The 15868-nt window shown below is 67.0% G+C and carries 15 protein-coding genes; 9 read left to right on the top strand and 6 right to left on the bottom strand.

What is annotated here, in order from left to right:
* Positions 1–197: 197 nt before the first annotated feature.
* The 4 genes from Q368_RS22795 (at position 198) to Q368_RS0100060 (ending at position 3378) form a co-directional block, all read left to right on the top strand.
* Complete coding sequence (locus Q368_RS22795; RefSeq protein WP_245611249.1) at positions 198–1619, top strand: HAMP domain-containing protein; 1422 nt, start codon at positions 198–200, stop codon at positions 1617–1619.
* Positions 1607–2377, top strand: coding sequence for a methyl-accepting chemotaxis protein (locus tag Q368_RS26860; protein WP_342665687.1), 771 nt, complete (start codon positions 1607–1609; stop codon positions 2375–2377). The genes Q368_RS22795 and Q368_RS26860 overlap by 13 nt, the downstream gene beginning before the upstream one ends.
* 283 nt (positions 2378–2660) lie before the next feature.
* Positions 2661–2828 carry a hypothetical protein gene (locus Q368_RS25440; protein ID WP_156955611.1) on the top strand — a complete coding sequence of 56 codons (168 nt, stop codon included), beginning with the start codon at positions 2661–2663 and terminating at the stop codon, positions 2826–2828.
* Between the two features lie 31 nt (positions 2829–2859).
* Positions 2860–3378: a GNAT family N-acetyltransferase gene (locus Q368_RS0100060; protein ID WP_043784777.1), complete on the top strand. Its 519-nt coding sequence runs from the start codon at positions 2860–2862 to the stop codon at positions 3376–3378.
* A 103-nt stretch (positions 3379–3481) separates the two neighbouring features.
* Here Q368_RS0100060 and Q368_RS0100055 read toward each other — a convergent pair whose 3' ends face one another.
* A complete protein-coding gene (locus Q368_RS0100055) occupies positions 3482–6151 on the bottom strand; it encodes a valine--tRNA ligase (RefSeq protein WP_029456691.1) in 2670 nt (889 codons plus the stop codon).
* A gap of 143 nt (positions 6152–6294) precedes the next feature.
* On the opposite strand from Q368_RS0100055, the gene Q368_RS0100050 reads away from it, so the two are divergent.
* On the top strand, positions 6295–7542 hold the full coding sequence (locus Q368_RS0100050) for a BPL-N domain-containing protein (RefSeq protein ID WP_029456690.1): 1248 nt from the start codon (positions 6295–6297) through the stop codon (positions 7540–7542).
* 18 nt (positions 7543–7560) lie between these two features.
* Here the strand turns inward: Q368_RS0100050 and Q368_RS0100045 are convergent, their stop codons facing one another.
* Entirely contained in the window at positions 7561–7860 is a 300-nt protein-coding gene (locus Q368_RS0100045) for a hypothetical protein (protein ID WP_029456689.1), read from the bottom strand.
* A gap of 176 nt (positions 7861–8036) precedes the next feature.
* On the opposite strand from Q368_RS0100045, the gene Q368_RS0100040 reads away from it, so the two are divergent.
* Genes Q368_RS0100040 through Q368_RS0100030 form a run of 3 tightly spaced genes read left to right on the top strand, consistent with a single transcriptional unit; the run spans position 8037 to position 10114 of the window.
* Complete coding sequence (locus Q368_RS0100040) at positions 8037–8936, top strand: LysR family transcriptional regulator (RefSeq protein ID WP_029456688.1); 900 nt, start codon at positions 8037–8039, stop codon at positions 8934–8936.
* A 48-nt stretch (positions 8937–8984) separates the two neighbouring features.
* On the top strand, positions 8985–9851 hold the full coding sequence (locus Q368_RS0100035; protein ID WP_029456687.1) for a hypothetical protein: 867 nt from the start codon (positions 8985–8987) through the stop codon (positions 9849–9851).
* Positions 9852–9856: 5 nt separating this feature from the next.
* Positions 9857–10114: a helix-turn-helix domain-containing protein gene (locus Q368_RS0100030; protein WP_029456686.1), complete on the top strand. Its 258-nt coding sequence runs from the start codon at positions 9857–9859 to the stop codon at positions 10112–10114.
* 72 nt (positions 10115–10186) lie between these two features.
* On the opposite strand, the gene Q368_RS0100025 is transcribed toward Q368_RS0100030, so the two are convergent.
* The 4 genes from Q368_RS0100025 to Q368_RS0100010 all read right to left on the bottom strand — a co-directional run bounded on the left by Q368_RS0100025 (position 10187) and on the right by Q368_RS0100010 (position 13323).
* Positions 10187–10666: a DUF3859 domain-containing protein gene (locus Q368_RS0100025; protein ID WP_245611248.1), complete on the bottom strand. Its 480-nt coding sequence runs from the start codon at positions 10664–10666 to the stop codon at positions 10187–10189.
* An 88-nt stretch (positions 10667–10754) separates the two neighbouring features.
* Positions 10755–11240 carry a hypothetical protein gene (locus Q368_RS0100020; RefSeq protein ID WP_029456684.1) on the bottom strand — a complete coding sequence of 162 codons (486 nt, stop codon included), beginning with the start codon at positions 11238–11240 and terminating at the stop codon, positions 10755–10757.
* Positions 11213–12337: an SPL family radical SAM protein gene (locus tag Q368_RS0100015; RefSeq protein ID WP_029456683.1), complete on the bottom strand. Its 1125-nt coding sequence runs from the start codon at positions 12335–12337 to the stop codon at positions 11213–11215. The genes Q368_RS0100020 and Q368_RS0100015 overlap by 28 nt, the downstream gene beginning before the upstream one ends.
* Positions 12334–13323 carry a hypothetical protein gene (locus Q368_RS0100010; protein ID WP_029456682.1) on the bottom strand — a complete coding sequence of 330 codons (990 nt, stop codon included), beginning with the start codon at positions 13321–13323 and terminating at the stop codon, positions 12334–12336. Before Q368_RS0100010 ends, Q368_RS0100015 begins: the two co-directional genes overlap by 4 nt.
* Positions 13324–13683: 360 nt before the next feature.
* Between Q368_RS0100010 and Q368_RS0100005 the strand changes: the two genes are divergently transcribed.
* On the top strand, positions 13684–15753 hold the full coding sequence (locus tag Q368_RS0100005; protein ID WP_029456681.1) for an elongation factor G: 2070 nt from the start codon (positions 13684–13686) through the stop codon (positions 15751–15753).
* Positions 15754–15868 lie beyond the last annotated feature (115 nt).

Genomic DNA, 15868 nt, shown 5'->3' with positions numbered 1-15868 from the left:
CGGCCTGCCGCCACGTTGTTTCCCCTGTGTGGGCCTGAAGGGCTGAAGGCTGCTTTTGCGGTGACGCCATAAGACTGTTGCAGTCGACAAGACGCGAAGGTAAAATATTCAAGATATCGGAGTAATAATATCTTGTTTATATGGTTATGGATGGCGTCGGCATGAGGCCTCTGGCAGGTTTGTATAAGGAAATAGATATGAAAAATTTGAAACTTGGCTTCAAGATCGGCATGGGTTTCGGCGGCCTCATTCTCATCGCCTGCGCCCTCGGCCTGCTTGGGGTGTTCAACATGCGCAGCGTGGAAACGACTTCTGCGTCGCTCTCGCAGCAGTATATCCCGGAAACGGGTATCGCCAACGAAATCGAGCGCACGTCCATGTTGACCATGCACGCCATGCGCAGCTACGCCCTGAGCCTGGACCAGAAATACAGGGATCAGGCCAAGACCGAAACCGAGGCCGTACGCAAGGCACTGGCCCAGGCCAGGGAGCTTTCGGCCAAGTATCCCTCGCTCGTGCGCCTCAAGGCCGACATTCCCAAAGCCGAGGCCGCGGCCGAATCCTATTTCGCCCTGGCCGCGGAAACGGAAACACGCATCAAGTCCCTGGCCGATTCGCGAAAGGCCATGGATGCGGCGGCAACTGATTTCGTCAAAAGCGTGGACTTGTTGTCGGAAAGCCAAAGAAAGCTGTTCGCCCAGGAGATCCGGAACGACGCCGGGACGGCGAACCTCCAGGATCGCCTGGAGAAGCTGGCCGACGTCGCCGCGATCACCGAAATCGGCTTCGACATCCGGGTGCGCAATTTCAAGGCCCAGGCCATGAACGACCGGACAATCCGCCAGCAGGCGTTACAACTGTTTCCCAAGGTCGAGGCCATGGTCGGCAAGTTGGCCGGTGCCATGCGCACTGCGGAAAACAAGAAGGAAGCCGCCGATGTGGAACAGTCCCTGGGGCTGTACAAAAAGTCGATGACGACGTTCGACGCCGATATGGCCGCTCTGGACGAACTCGGTGCCAAGCGCAACCAGGCGGCTTCGCGGATCGAGGAATTGGCCAAGGAAATGGCCCAGGCAGGCATGACCAATACCCAGCGTCTGGCCGACGCGGCCGTGTCCGAACTCTCCATGGCCAGCACGATCCTGGTGTCGGGCCTGGCCGTCGCCCTGGTCGTGTGCGTGGGCATCGCCATGTACCTGACCCGGGCCATCACCCGGCCCATCCTTATGTCCGTGGCCTTTGCCGACCGGGTGGCAGGCGGCGACCTCGACGGGGTCCTCGACGTGCGCCAGGGCGACGAGGTGGGCAAGCTCGCGGACAGCCTGCGGGCCATGGTCGAGCGGCTCAAGGAGCGCATCCGCGAGGCGGACGTCCGCTCGGCCGAGGCCGCCGAGGAGGCGCGCAAGGCCCGTGAGGCGATGGCGCAGGCCGAGGCGGCCGAGCGCGACGCCATGGCCAAGCGCGACGCATGCTCGCCGCCGCCGCCACCTTGCAGGAAGTGGCGCAGGCTACGGCCGCGGCCTCGGAAGAGCTTTCGGCACAGATCGAGCAGGCGAGCAACGGGGCGCAGCAGCAGTCCCAGAGCGCCGGCGAGACCGCCACGGCCATGGAAGAGATGAATTCCACCGTACTCGAGGTGGCCAAAAACGCCTCCAGCGCCGCGGGCACGGCCGAGCAGGCCAAGGAAAAGGCCACGCGCGGCAAGGCGGTCGTGGGTGAAGTCGTACACGGCATCGCCGAAGTGCAAAACCACGCCCAGGAGTTGCAACAGGACATGGAGGCGCTCGGCGAACGGGCCAAGGGTATCGGCGCGATCATGAACGTGATTTCCGACATCGCGGACCAGACGAACCTGCTTGCGCTCAACGCCGCCATCGAGGCCGCCCGCGCCGGCGAGGCCGGCCGGGGGTTCGCCGTGGTCGCCGACGAGGTGCGAAAGCTCGCCGAGAAGACCATGAGCGCGACCAAGGAGGTCGGCGAGGCCGTGACCGGCATCCAGCAGGGCACGGCCGGCAATGTGGCGAAGGTGAAGAAGACCGTGGAGACCATCGCGCACACCACGAGCCTGGCCAACCAGTCCGGCGAGGCCCTCAATGAGATCGTGACCCTGGCCGACATGGTGGCGAACCAGATTCAGTCCATCGCCACGGCTTCGGAGCAGCAGTCGGCCACGAGCGAGGAGATCAACCGCAGCATCGAGTCCATCAACCGCATTTCCCTGGAGGCTTCGGAGGGCATGCGGCAATCGGCGCAGGCCGTGGGCGAGATGGCCGAGCAGTCGAGCGTGCTCACGCGCCTGATCGCCGAGATGCGCGGCGGGGAGGCCCCGGCCGCGCCCGCGCACGCCAAAAAGGCCCGCGCGCTGCCCAGGGGATAGGCGGCCGCGCCGCCGCAGGATCGTTTCCGCTTTTTCACGGGGGCGCGGCGAGGGCCCGCGCCCCCCGTTTTTTTTGAGAGAAGGCCGGGCGGCGTGCGCGATCGCCGTCGCAACCACGCCAGAACGCACGCCATGTTGGCGGGCGCATCCCGGCGTTCAGGGAACGGATGCGCTCGGGAGGGGGATGCGGGCCTTGCGCGGCGTGCGGAGGGGGATTACATATATGCCTTGTGCATATGGTATGCACTGTATGCATTGCTCCCCTGCGCATGAGGTAACCACAATGGCCATGCCGATCAAGCCCACCCCTGTCCTCTACGACCGGGAGGCGCAAAATTTTGAGCGGAAGATCGCGGAGGACGTTGGTTCTCCGATGAAGGTGACGTGCGCCCCAAGCCTCGACAAAGCCAAGTCCCTGGTCTTTGGTCGTGACAAGCAGCCCGCGAAATAGCTACGAAGATTCCGACTGCATCTTGAAGCCCGTGAATGACTTTGCGTTGTTCGCGGGCTTTTCATGTGGCGATGCGGACCTTGACGATTTTTTTAATAACGAAGCAAAACCGCACGACGACCAGCTTCTGGCGAAGATCTACTCGTTTCATCTCAAGGGCGAGAAGTCCGTGTCCGATGCCGTGGCCTTTTGCAGCATGTCAAACGACTCGGTTAAGCTGTCCAACAGGAAAAAAAGCCGGACATTCCCTGAAGGCAAGCGCTACAAGTCGTATCCCACCGTGAAGATTGGACGCCTGGGGACACGTAGCGAGTACCAGGGCAAAAGCATCGGCTCGCGCCTTCTGTGGGCCATCAAGGTTCTCTTTATAACGGACAACCGGACGGGCTGCCGTTTCGTTACGGTTGATGCCTACAATAATCTAAGAGCGATAAGTTTTTATATGAAAAACGACTTCATCTTCCTCACCGATGAAGACAAATCGGACCAGAGCAGGTCCATGTACTGTGACTTGCTCAGGTTTAAGAACAGCTTGGCGGACACCGGTTAACCCAGCGAAGTCCGCAACCCTTTGTTCATGCAGCCGATGCCAAAACGCCGGGCGGCCCCTTGCGGAGCCGCCCGGCGTTTTTGTGCGCTATCGCGATGGCCGGCTATTCGGCCATCAGCTTCTTGATGCGGTCCTTGAGCTCGCGCAGCCGCGCCAGGCGTTCGCCGAGCGCTTCCTGCTTCTCGCGCTCCTTGGCCACCACTTCGGCCGGGGCGCGGGAGACGAAGTCGTCGTTGCCGAGCTTTTTTTCCACGACGGTCAGCTCCTTGACCGTCTTCACCTCTTCTTTCGACAGGCGCAGGTACTCCACGTCGAAATCCACCGCGCCGGAAAGCGGCACGAAAAGCGCGCACGTGCCCGCCGCCGTCGAGGCCGAGGCCCTCGGCGCGGTGACCTCCGGGCCGGCCTCGAACCGCTCGAGCTTGGCCAGGAAGGAAATCATGGCCGCGTTGGCCGAAAGCGCCGCCGCCTGCGCCTCGTTTTCCGTGTGCACCAAAGCCGTGAGCTTGATCCCGGGATTGATGTTGAGCTCGGCCCGGATGTTGCGCACGCCGACCACAACGGCCTTTACAAGCTCCATGTCCGCCTCGGCCGCGTCGGAGACGAGCTCCGGCCGCGCCGGCGGATAGGGCATGCGGGCGAGGTTGGGGTCGGCCGTTTCCGGCAGCTTGCTCCAGATTTCCTGCGTCACGAAGGGGATGATGGGATGGAGCAGGGTGAGGACTTCCGAAAGGACGGTTAAAAGCACGCGCTTGGCCGCGCCCTTTTTCGCCGCGTCCTCGCCGCCGAGGTCCACCTTGGCCATCTCCAGATACCAGTCGCAGAATTCGCGCCAGAAAAAGCCATAGAGCTCCTGCGCCGCCTCGTTGAACTGGTAGCCCTCGATGGCCCGGGAAACCGTCCCCTTGAGGCGTTCCAGGCGCGAAAGGATCATGGCGTGGCACAGTCCGGCCTCGGCCGCCTCGGCCAGGGGCGTCGCCGGCGCGCCGTCGCCCACGTGCATGAGCGCGAAGCGGGCCGCGTTCCACAGCTTGTTGATGAAGTGGCGGTAGCCCTCGATGCGCTCCTCGGACAGCTTGATGTCGCGGCCCATGGCGGCGAACGCGGCCAAGGTGAAGCGCAGGGAGTCCGTGCCGTAGCGGTCCACCATGACGAGCGGGTCGATCACGTTGCCGAGCGACTTGCTCATCTTCTTGCCCTCGGCGTCGCGCACCAGGGCGTGGATGTAGACCTGCTTAAACGGCACCTCGTGCATGAAGTGCAGGCCCATCATCATCATGCGGGCCACCCAGAAGAAAAGGATGTCGAAGGCCGTGACCAGCACCGAGGTGGGGTAGAACGTCTTGAGTTCCCTGGTCTCGTCCGGCCAGCCCATCGTGGAAAAGGGCCACAGCGCCGAGGAGAACCAGGTGTCGAGCACGTCCGGGTCGCGTGTGAGCAATGTGCCGCCGCAGGCCGGGCATTCCGTCGGGTCCTCGCGCGAGACGATCAGCTCGCCGCAGGCGTCGCAGGTCCAGGCCGGAATGCGGTGGCCCCACCAGATCTGGCGCGAGACGCACCAGTCGCGGATGTTGTCGAGCCAGTCGTAATAGACCTTGGTCCACTGGTCGGGCAGGATGGCGGTGCGGCCGTGTTCCACGGCTTCGCGCGCCGCTTTGGCCAGGGGCCCGGTTTTGACGAACCACTGCTTGGACACGTAGGGCTCGATGACCGTGCGGCAGCGGTAGCACTCACCCACGTTGTGCTCGTAGTCGCGGATGTCGTCGAGGAGCTTGAGTTCCTTGAGGTCCTCGATCACGGCCTTGCGCGCCTCGAGCCGATCGAGGCCGCGGTATTTTTCGGGCGCGTTTTCGTTGATGCGCCCGGCCTCGTCCTGCACGGCGATGACGTCGAGGCCGTGTTTGCGCCCGAGCTCGAAGTCGTTCATGTCGTGGGCCGGCGTGACTTTGAGGCACCCCGTGCCGAATTCGCGCTCCACGTAGGCGTCGGCGATGATGGGCAGGCGCCGGCCGACCAGCGGCAGGATGACATGCTTGCCGACAAACTCCTTGTAGCGCTCGTCTTCGGGGTGCACGGCCACGGCCGTGTCGCCAAGGAGCGTCTCCGGGCGGGTGGTGGCGATGGTGACGAACGTGTCTTCCATGCCCTCCACGGGATAGCGGATGTGGTAGAGCTTGCCGATGTGCGGGGCGTATTCCACTTCGAGGTCGGCCAGGGCGGTGTGGCAGCGCGGGCACCAGTTGATGATGTAGTCGCCCCGGTAGATGAGCCCCTCTTCGTAGAGGCGCACGAACACCTCGCGCACGGCGCGGGAGAGTCCCTCGTCGAAGGTGAAGCGTTCCCGGGTCCAGTCCACGGACGCGCCCAGCCGTTTGATCTGGTTGAGGATCTTGCCGCCGTATTCCTCGCGCCAGGCCCAGACGCGCTCGACGAAGGCCTCGCGGCCCAGGGCCTCGCGGGACGTGCCTTCCGCGGCGAGCTTGCGCTCGACCACGTTTTGCGTGGCGATGCCGGCGTGGTCCGTGCCGGGCACCCACAGGACCTTGCGGCCGCGCTGGCGGTGGTAGCGGCACAGGATGTCCTGGATGGTGACGTTGAGGGCATGGCCCATGTGCAGGGCGCCGGTGACGTTGGGCGGCGGGATGACGATGCTGTAGGGCTCGCCCGGGCCGTCGGGGTCCGGGGTGAATGTCTTTTCGTCCTGCCAGTACGCGATCCAACGGGCTTCGACGTCGGCCGGCTCGTATCCCTTGGAGAGGGCCTCGCTGGTCATTGTGCGCTCCTTCGAAAAAACGCGGCGCGTTGCGCCGCTTCGGCCGCCCTGGATACAAAAGATCGGGGCCGATGTCACGGCCCGGCCCCCATGGCGGCTTCGTACGGCTTGCCGGCCGTCCGCTCTCCCGATAGGCTTTTCCCATGGCCGCGTCCATCCGGGTCCTGTGGGACCATTCGCAGTTGTGGGGTTTGCTCGTCTGCCGGGGGCTCGCCGCCGTGGGCGCGGATTTCGCCCCCGTGACCTGCCGGGAGGTGGCCGATGGGGCGCTTTCCCGCGAGACGCCACGGCTTTTGCTCGTGCCCGGCGGGTTCGCCAAACGCAAATTCGCGGCTCTTGGGCCGCACGGCGCGCGCGCCGTGCGGGAATACGTCACCCGGGGCGGCTCCTATTTCGGGATCTGCGGCGGGGCGGGACTGGCGCTGTCCCATGCCGACGGGCTGCGGCTTTGCTCCTGGACGCGGCGCACCTTCACGGACCGGCTCGACCATCTGGTCAGCGGCCACGTGCGCCTGCGCCTCGACCCGGACTCGGCCCTGTGCCCGGCGTCTCTGCCGGTAGGGCTTTGCGTGCCGGTATGGTGGCCGGCCGGGTTCGCGCCTCCCCTTGGCGGAAGCGACCCCGACGTGGCCGTGGCCGCCGCCTACGACGGGCCGGGGCCGGACCTGATGCTCGCCGATATTCCCCTGGGCGCGATGCCCGAGGCGCAGCTCGCCGCCTGCCGGGAGCGTTTCGGCGTGCGCCTGCCGCCCGCCTTCCTCGACGGCGCGGCCTGCGTGCTGACCGGCAGCAGCGGCCGCGGGCGCTACGTCCTGTCGCACGCCCACCTGGAGACGCCGGATTCGCCCGAGGCCAACGCCTGGTTTGCCCGCATCCTGGGGGTGCTGACCCGGGAGGGCCGCCTGGAGACGGGCGTGCCGGCCTGGGACCCGGATACGGAGCCCGTGCGCTTCGACGACCCGCATCTTGCCGCCGCCAGGGAGGCCCTGGCCGGGGCCGTGGACGCGGGGCTCGCGTCCCGGTTGCTGTTTCGACGAAACACCTGGCTGCTCGGCTGGCGTCCGGGCATGCCCGGCTTCTCCCTGTCGAGCCTGTCGGGCATGCTCGCCGGCGCGGCCGCCGCGCGGCCGAACGACGCGGCCCTTGCCTACTGGCGGCAGGCGGGGCCGGATTTCGCCGCGCGCATGCAGGCCTTTGCCGCGCGGCTGCGCATCTTCTTCCCGGCCAAGCGCCTGGCCATCACCCTGTCGCTCGTGGACGGACCGGAGCGCACGCCTCCGGACCTCGCCGCCGAGCGCCGTGAGCTTTTTGGCGCGTCGCCCGGCGGCGGCGGGCTCTGCGGCGAACTGGCCGACATCCTCGACGGCCTGCTGCTGCGGCTTTTTGCCTGAATTCCCGCCATGTTCGCCTCAGCGCAGGGCGCAGGCCCGGGCGCAGCGCTCCCGCATCACTGCTTCGGGAAGCCCCAGGTGGGCGGCGACGCAGGCCTGGCACAGGGTCGGCGGCTCGCCAAGAGCCATGCCGCCGGCCCGAGCGTTTTCCAGCACCATCTCGAAGACCGCCTCGGCCAGATCGGCCCGGGCCGGGGTTTGCGCGACGGATCGGCCGGGTGAAACCGGGCTTGCCGCAGGATGTTCTGTAAAGGCCAGCGCCAGGCAAACGAAGGCGACGAGGGCCGCGCCCGCAAGGATTTTCTTGACAACGGACATGCTGTGCCTCCCGGAGAAAAGGGGTTGCGCCCGGCCTTTACGAGGGCACGGGCGTATGCCATAGGCCAGGAAGCATCGGATGTAGCAGGCCGGCGGGGAGGCGATCCAATCGCAATGACGGAAGCGGTGCTTCCGTTTCCCTGAAGGCCGGGCGACGCGACGCCGGGAGGGGCGTTGTGGAATACTACCATCTGCGGACCTTCGTGGCCGTGGCCGAAGAAGAGCACCTGACCCGGGCGGCCGAGCGCCTGCATGCCAGCCTGCCGGCCGTCAGCGCCCATGTGCGCGGGCTGGAGGACGAGCTCGGCGTGCCGCTTTTCGTGCGCACGCCGAAAGGCATGCGCCTGACGGACGAGGGCAAGGCGCTCTTGGCCGAGGCCAGACGGGCGCTGTCGGGCCTCGACGCCGTGCTCAAACGGGCCGGGGCGCTCAAGCGCGAAGTCACGGGCGTGGCCCGCATCGGGCTCAACAACGAAGCGGCCCGGATGCGGGTGCCGGAACTGTTGGCCGTGCTCGGCCGGCGGCATCCCGGGGTGGAAGTGCATCTGGTCAATTCCAGTTCGCCGCGCATCCTGGACGCCGTGCGCCAGGACAAGCTCGACCTGGGATTCGTCTACGACAACATCATCGAGCCGGGTGACGGGGTGGCGGCCCTGAACCTCGAGAACGTGCCCATGGCCGTGGTCGGCCCCACCTCCTTCGCCGCGCGGATGCGCCAGGCGGACTGGGAGGCTCTGGCGGGCATGCCATGGGTCTGGTTCTCGGACCGCTGCCCGTTCCAGTACCTGCTCGAGACGTCGTTTTCCTGCCGGTCCCTGGCCATCAACAAGGTCATGGTCGGGGACAACGACGCCACGCTGCGCACCCTGGTCGCGGCCGGCATCGGGCTCACGCTCCTGCGCCGCGACGACGCCCTGGACGCCGCCGCCGCCGGCGAGGTCTGCCTGTGGGAGTGCGCGGAGTTGTCGCTGACGCTGTCGCTGGTGCATCGCCGGGACCGGGCCGGGGACCGGGTCATCGCGGCCGTGGCCGCGGCCGTGGCCGAGGTCTGGGGGCTGCCGGGACATCGGCGCTGACCGCCGAATAGGCGCATTGGGATTTTATTGCGGGAGAAGGAAACGTATATGGGCGAGACGGCGACGCCCGGCCAGGGTTCGTTTTCCTGGCGGGTCGCGTTCGGTTTGGCGGTCCTGGGACTGACCCTTGCGGTCATGGCCCTGGCCCAGTCGAGTCACGACGAGGACGATCCCACGGCCAACCAGGTCTTTTCCGGCGGCGCGTTCGGCTATGCCGATCCGGCGGGCAGGCAGGTGCTCGTGCCCGTGGAAACGGGACTGGCCCGGGGCATGAAGGGCTTTCGCCAGGCCGTGGCCGCGCCCGGCCGGATCGTACCCCTGACCTTTGCCGGGGTACGCCGGGGCGGCGACGCCGACCGGGACGGGATCACGGAATTTCACGAGACGCCCGGCGCGCTTTTCGCGGCCGGGGGCCAGATCGGGGCGGGCGGCGACGTGTTCGTGGCCACGGACGGATTTCTGGCCGCGCGCCGCGTGCTCGGCGTCACGCCTCTTGCCGGCGAAGGCGACGGGCGGGAATGCCCGGCCGCGCTGCGCGACACCCTTGCCGCCCGGGCGGGGCGGCCCGTGCTGTGGTGCCGCAACGTGGCCGCGGTGGAAGGCGGCGGCGTGCTGCACCTGGCCCGGTTCGCGCCGCGGGGCCGCGACGAGCTGGTCACGCTGGCCTATGCCGACCGCCAGGGCCTCGTGTACCTCGATTACCCGGCGACGACCGACCCGGGCGGCACTTGGCGCGAGGACGACGGCGGGGAATTCCCGGTCGCGGGCTACACGCCCCTTTTCGCCTTCCGCACCGCCGACGGCCTGGAACTCGCCGTGCGCGTGGCCGGCAGCGAAGGCGCGGCCATGGACCTCTACCGCCAGGAAGGCGACGCGTTCGTGCCGTTCGTGGCCGCGTCCTGGCCAAGGCCGTGATCGCCATGCAGCATGACGACACTCCGGGGCGGCCGGAAACCCCGGCCGAGGTGGCCTGGTTGCGACGGGACGGATTTTCGGCCATTCGGGCCTGGCGGGAGCACCTGGGCGTGTCGCGGGAAGAGCTGGCCTTGCGCCTTGGCGTGTCGCCGCCGGCCGTGGCCCAGTTCGAAGCGGCCAAGGCGAGGCCCCGTGCGGCCATGCTCAAAAAGGTCGCCGCCGCCCTGGGTATATCCTGGGAACTCTTGCGCGAGGATGGCTGAACCGGCCGGAATCGGCCGCAGGAAATTATGCGCGCCGCGCCGCCTTCCGGGCGGCGCGGCGCGTTTCGTTTTTTACTGCTGCGGGTTGAAGACCTGGAAGGTCTTCTTGATCTGGGAGCCGTCTTCGGCGGTGGCAGTCAGGGTCCAGTCGCCGCTGGCCATCTCCCATTCCTTCTCGAAGGTGAACGTGCAGTTGTATTCCTTGCCCGTGACCACGTCGACCGTGGACTCGGTATTGAAGACCACGGCGTTTTTCGCCGGGTCGATGATGCCGGGCGAGGCGGTGACGACCTTGACCTTGGAGGCGCCGCCTTCGGGCTTCAAGGTGCGGAAGCGCATGCCGAAGGTGGTGCCCAGCTTGCGGGGCACGGAGGTGGTGGCGAGCGTCAGGGCGCCGCTGGCGTCATAGATGCCGTAGTCCACCAGCACGATGGTCGGTTCCTTCGGTTTCTCGTCCTTGCCCCCGAAGCCGAAGAAATTGAGCGTCGAGGAACAGGAAGCAAGAAGCAGGCACAACACGGGCAATATCGCAAGCAGGCGTTTCACGCGCATCCTCCAGGGCGGCACAGGCCGTTATGTTCTTTATGTCTGCCCACATGACCCCAAGCGTCGCCTGTGTCAAGGGAAGTCCCGGGCCGCGTCAGGCCCGGGCGGGCTCTCCGAAGCACAGGGAGGCCAGGGGCGTGGTCTCCGCAAAAAAGGCGTCCAGGGCCTCGCGCTGCGCCGCGGCGAGGCGCAGGCCGGACACGGGCAACGGTCCCGGGCTGCCGCCGTACAGCACCACGGCCCGGTCGATGCAGGCCGCGGGCACGAAATCCGCGGTCAGTTGCAGGCGCGTGCCCGTGCTTTCCTCGAAGACCGCAAGGGGCCGGGGATAGCGGGTCTTTCCCGGGCCGAGCACGAGGTTGCCCGTGCGGATGAGCGTCTCCTCGACCCGCGTCGGCGGCACGGCCGCCCATTTGCCGAGCAGTTCGAAAAAAAGCGGGCGCAGTGCCAGATAGTAATACGGGTCCAGCTTGAGCGCCGCAGAGGCCCCGGGGACGTTCAAGATCGCTGGGGATTCCGCGTAGCTGCGGCCCAGGCCCCGTTCGAGCCGGGTCAGGATGTCGGCGTAGTCCACGAGCATGACGGCGCACCTCCACGGTTGCGGGCCGCGTCGAGCAGATAGGCGGACAACCCGCCCAGGTCCCGGGGCGTGCGCCCGAAAACCTCACGCCAGACCTCGTCGGATTCCATACAGAAATACAGCCCCCGGGTGAAGCCATGCCGGGCGAGTCTGCCTGCCATGAAACGGAATTGTCGCACGCGAAGGGGCCGCAGCAGCCGTTTCTTGCCGTCCGCGCCGAGGGTGAATTCGCCGAGCATGTACAGCGGCAGTTCCCGGCCTTCGGCGGCAAGCCTGCCCGGAAGCTCCGGCAGGCAGCGAAACGACCCGAGGCTCATGTAGGCGATGTCTTCCGGGCGCAGGAAATCGAAAATCATGTCCACGGCGGCGGCGTAGCCAGCCTCCCAGCCGGGGAAAAAGCAGATCGGATCGAAGTGCAGGCAGACGCGGTAGCCCGCGGCGACGCAGGTTTTCGCGGCGGCGAGTCGCGCTTCGAGGGACGCCGTGTCCCGCTCCTCCCGGGCCACGATGGCCGGAGCGTTGAACGACCAGGCCGGCAGCACCCGGTCCGGCCTGGGATCGGCTTCCATCCAGCCGAGGTCCGCGGTCTTGGACTTGAGCTCCAACGTCACGTTGTCGAAGCCCTTGAGAAACCCGAGTATCTCCCGCGTGTGCCCGGTGACGGGCTCGAGCGCCAGCGAATCGGCGAACTGCCCGGTGCCCACGCGGAAAGGGCGCGTGCGGTCGCGGCCGAAGATGCCCCCGAGCTCGTCGAACATGGCGTCGGTATTGGCAAAGGCCGTGAGCGTGCGGTCGCGGAAATAGGCGCGCAGGATGCAGTACGAGCAGTCCATGGGGCAGTTCTCGCCGATGTGCACGATCTGGTAGCCGCAGCAGCGGTAATGGCGCGTTGCCGGGCAGGGGCGCAAAAACCGCCCCCTGTGCGCCTTGACGTGCAGTGCCCGCCCGCCGCCCGGGGCCTTGGGCAGGGCGTCGCCGGGCGCAAGGACCACATGGGCGGCCTGCGGCAGGGCCGCCGCGGCCCGTGCGGCCATGGCCGTGCCCGCGACGGAAGCGTCCACGGCAAGCAGCGTGATGTCCCAGGGCGCGCCGCTCATGCGGGATCGTCCTCATGGGCCACGCGCAAAAGGCGCGGCAGGTCGGGCGCGGCGGCCATGGCCGCGATGTCCGCGGCGATGCGCGCGAGTTCGGCCGGGCTTTTTGCCGTGGCGGTCACGATAACGGCGTCGGCCTCGAAGCCCTGGCTTGGCGACAGGCGCGCCTTGCTGCCCTTGGGCGTCACGGTGCGGCTGAGGGCCGCGAAACGCGCCTCGAGCGTGGTCGTGGCCGGATAGCGCGCCCGGCGCAGCGCCGCGAGCACGCCTGCGGCCAAATCATTGGGGGAAAGCCCCCGGCCGGGCAAATCCAGCGCGCCGCTGCGGCCAAGGGTCGCCTCGGGCGCTTCCCCGGCCAGCCGCGCGGCTTCGCTCAGCCAGGTGAGGGCATTGCCGAGGTTGGCCCGGGACCAGCGCACGGCGGTCAGCAGCGGCCAAAGGGCATCGAGCGTGGCCGCACTGAGCGCCGCGAGCGCGCCGGCCGCGCCGAGCGGCACATGGCCCGCTTCGAGCAGGGCGTCGAGGGCCGGCGGCAACGCCAGCCAGCGGGAAACGAGCGCCCCGCGCCGGTCGCCGTCCGGGAACAGTCGTGGCGCGGCCAGGGTTTCGTAGGCCTCCGGGCCGCCTGCCGCGACGAAATAGCGCGCGGCGGCCACGGCCATGGCGTCGGTCACGGCGCGGCCGAGGTTGGAGGCCAGGTAGACCGCACCCAGGCGCAGGGGCTCGGGCAGGGCGGCCAGTTCCGGTTCCATGTCCTGGGGTTCCACTGCCACGGCGCAAAGCGTGCGGCCGCGCAGCGTGCGCAGCACGGCGGCCCTGCGCGCGCCCGCGGCCAGCACGGGCCGGCCTTCGCCAGTGAATACCAGGGCCGGGGTCGTCTGGCCGATTGAGGCCAACGACGCGGTCAGGGCGTCGTCCGGCGGTGTCGCCCAGAACAGGTGCGGCGCGTCGAGGTCCAGATCACGCGGGTGTAAAAAGAGTGGCTGCACGGTGTCGTTTTTATTACGGTTTTTCCGTAGATTTTGTGATTTCAAGGAGTTGGCGTCTTGACAAGGGGGTGACGCCTGCCTCACTATGCCTAAACTCGTGCAAAAGCCAAGGGCCGCAAGCGGCCCGGAAACGCGCGCTCCGTTCTTTCTCTTGGTTTGCAAAGACTCCACGCCGCCTTCCCCGGCGGTTGGCCATACGGCGCTTGCGGCCCGCTCCCGCGCGGCCCCGCCCCGCGATGCCCCCTGCGTCGCCCTCGCACGAAACCGCGTTTCCTGCGCGGATGCGCCATTTGCGTCTTTGGGTTGCACTCATGTCGGCATGCTTTGCAGTTACCGAACGCGACAACAAGGGAGAAGGGAATGTCGGACAACCTTGCCAGCCAACGCACCTATGCCCTGATCGGCCACGGCGGATGCGGCAAAACCTCGGTGGCCGAAATGCTCCTTTTTACCACCGGAGCCGTGGGGCGCCTTGGCAAGATCGAGGAGGGAACCACGGCGCTCGACTACGAGCCCGAGGAAATCAAACGCCGGGGCAGCACGCAGCCGGGCCTGGCCACCTACCAGTTCAATAAAAACCGCCATTTTCTCCTGGACGTCCCGGGCGACGGCAGCTTCAACGGCGACCTGCCCTTTCTGCTGCGCGCCGTGGACGGCGTCGTGTTCGTCGTCGATGCCGTGGACGGCGTCAAGCCGCTGACCAAGAAACTCTGGGGCGAGGTCGTCAAGCTCGGCCTGCCCGCCGTCTTTTTCATCAATAAAATGGACCGCGACCGCGCCGATTTCGACATGGCGCTTTCCGGCATCCGCGAGAAGCTCGGGGTCAAGACCTACGTCCAGAACCTGCCCATCGGCGCCAAGGAAGCGTTTACGGGCGTGGTCAACGTCCTGGAGGGCAAGGCCTATCTCTTCGACGACAAGGGCGGCGTGACCGAAGGCCCCATTCCCGACGACATGGCCGACGAGGTCGAGACCCTGCGCGAGACCATGGTCGAGGAAATCGCCGTTGCCGACGAACAGCTCATGGAGCGCTACCTCGAAGGCGAGGAGATTTCCACCGAGGAACTGCTCGCCACGGTGCACAAGGCCACGCTTTCCGGCCAACTGTGCCCGGTATGCTGCGGTTCGGCGCTCAAAAACATGGGCGGCGCGCGCCTTTTGGCCGCCGTGCAGAATTTCCTGCCCGGCCCCCTGGAAGGGGCTGACGGCCCGAAAATCGTCACCACGGAAAGCGGCGACATCCCCGTTTCCGAATCCGGCCCGGTGGTGGCCTTCGTCTTCAAGACGCTTTTCGATCCCTTCGCGGGCCAGCTGTCCATGACCCGTGTGCTCACGGGCACGCTCAATACGAACCAGGACCTGCAAAATCCCGTCACCGACACCCTGGAGCGCGCCGGCCAGATCCTTTTGCCGCTCGGCAAGGAGACCGTCATCTCCAAGGAGCCGGCCGGCCCCGGCTCCATCGTCGCCCTGGCCAAGCTCAAGGACACGGCCACCGGGAACACCCTGTGCGACCCGAAAAAGCCCGTGATCGTGCCCGCGCCGGTCCTGCCGCCGCCCATGATTTCCTACGCCCTGGCCCCTGCCGAAAAGGGCGACGAGGACAAGGTGTTCGCGGCCATGACAAAGCTCCTTGACGAGGACATCACGCTCTCCATCACCCGCGACGAGGAGACCGGCGACATCCTGCTTTCCGGCATGGGCCAGACGCACCTGGAAACGGCCGTGGAAAAGGCCAAGCGCCGCTTCAAGGTCAGCCCGGTCCTCAAGGCTCCCAAGATTCCCTACCGCGAATCCGTCAAAGGCAAGGTCGAGGTGCAGGGCCGGCACAAGAAGCAGACCGGCGGCCGCGGCCAGTTCGGCGACTGCTGGATCCGCATGGAAGGCCAGGCGCGCGGCGCGGGCTACGAGTTCGTGGACGCCATCGTCGGCGGCGCGATTCCGCGCCAGTACATCCCGGCCGTGGACAAGGGCGTCGTGGAATCCGCCGCGCGCGGCTACGTCGCCGGCTATCCCATGGTGGACTTCAAGGTGACGCTCTACGACGGCTCCTTCCACACCGTGGACTCGTCGGAAATGGCGTTCAAGATCGCCGGTTCCATCGCCTTCAAGGCGGCCTGCGAAAAGCTCAAGATATCGCTGCTCGAACCCATCGTGCTCGTGTCCGTGAGCTGCCCGGACGAATACATGGGCGACATCATCGGCGACCTCTCCAGCCGGCGCGGCAAGGTGCTGGGCTCGGATTCCACGGGCGGCATCACCGAAATCCAGGCCCACGTGCCCATGGCCGAGATGCAGGAATACGCCAAGACGCTCAGTTCCATGACCGGCGGCCAGGGCGCGTTCACCATGGCCTTCGACCACTACGAGGAATGCCCGCCGCCGATCGCCGAAAAGGTGATCGCGGAGAGCAGGAAGAAGGAAGAGTAGGAAGGAATCGGGGCGCTGCCCCGAACCCCCCGGGGGGCATGATGCCCCCCGGACCCCCTCGGTGGCGGGGTTGGAAACGCGGCGACGCGTCCGACGGCTTTGCGGCGGTCGCGTC

It is taken from the genome of Solidesulfovibrio alcoholivorans DSM 5433, assembly GCF_000702665.1.
Taxonomy (GTDB): Bacteria; Desulfobacterota; Desulfovibrionia; order Desulfovibrionales; family Desulfovibrionaceae; genus Solidesulfovibrio; species Solidesulfovibrio alcoholivorans.
This window is presented reverse-complemented; position numbering and strand designations above follow the sequence as displayed.

Coding starts and splice junctions, on each gene's coding strand:
- Q368_RS22795 (WP_245611249.1), top strand. CDS start 198: ATGAAAAATTTGAAACTTGGCTTCAAGATCGGCATGGGTTTCGGCGGC.
- Q368_RS26860 (WP_342665687.1), top strand. CDS start 1,607: ATGGAAGAGATGAATTCCACCGTACTCGAGGTGGCCAAAAACGCCTCC.
- Q368_RS25440 (WP_156955611.1), top strand. CDS start 2,661: ATGGCCATGCCGATCAAGCCCACCCCTGTCCTCTACGACCGGGAGGCG.
- Q368_RS0100055 (WP_029456691.1), bottom strand. CDS start 6,151: ATGACCAGCGAGGCCCTCTCCAAGGGATACGAGCCGGCCGACGTCGAA.
- Q368_RS0100050 (WP_029456690.1), top strand. CDS start 6,295: ATGGCCGCGTCCATCCGGGTCCTGTGGGACCATTCGCAGTTGTGGGGT.
- Q368_RS0100045 (WP_029456689.1), bottom strand. CDS start 7,860: ATGTCCGTTGTCAAGAAAATCCTTGCGGGCGCGGCCCTCGTCGCCTTC.
- Q368_RS0100035 (WP_029456687.1), top strand. CDS start 8,985: ATGGGCGAGACGGCGACGCCCGGCCAGGGTTCGTTTTCCTGGCGGGTC.
- Q368_RS0100030 (WP_029456686.1), top strand. CDS start 9,857: ATGCAGCATGACGACACTCCGGGGCGGCCGGAAACCCCGGCCGAGGTG.
- Q368_RS0100025 (WP_245611248.1), bottom strand. CDS start 10,666: ATGCGCGTGAAACGCCTGCTTGCGATATTGCCCGTGTTGTGCCTGCTT.
- Q368_RS0100020 (WP_029456684.1), bottom strand. CDS start 11,240: ATGCTCGTGGACTACGCCGACATCCTGACCCGGCTCGAACGGGGCCTG.
- Q368_RS0100015 (WP_029456683.1), bottom strand. CDS start 12,337: ATGAGCGGCGCGCCCTGGGACATCACGCTGCTTGCCGTGGACGCTTCC.
- Q368_RS0100005 (WP_029456681.1), top strand. CDS start 13,684: ATGTCGGACAACCTTGCCAGCCAACGCACCTATGCCCTGATCGGCCAC.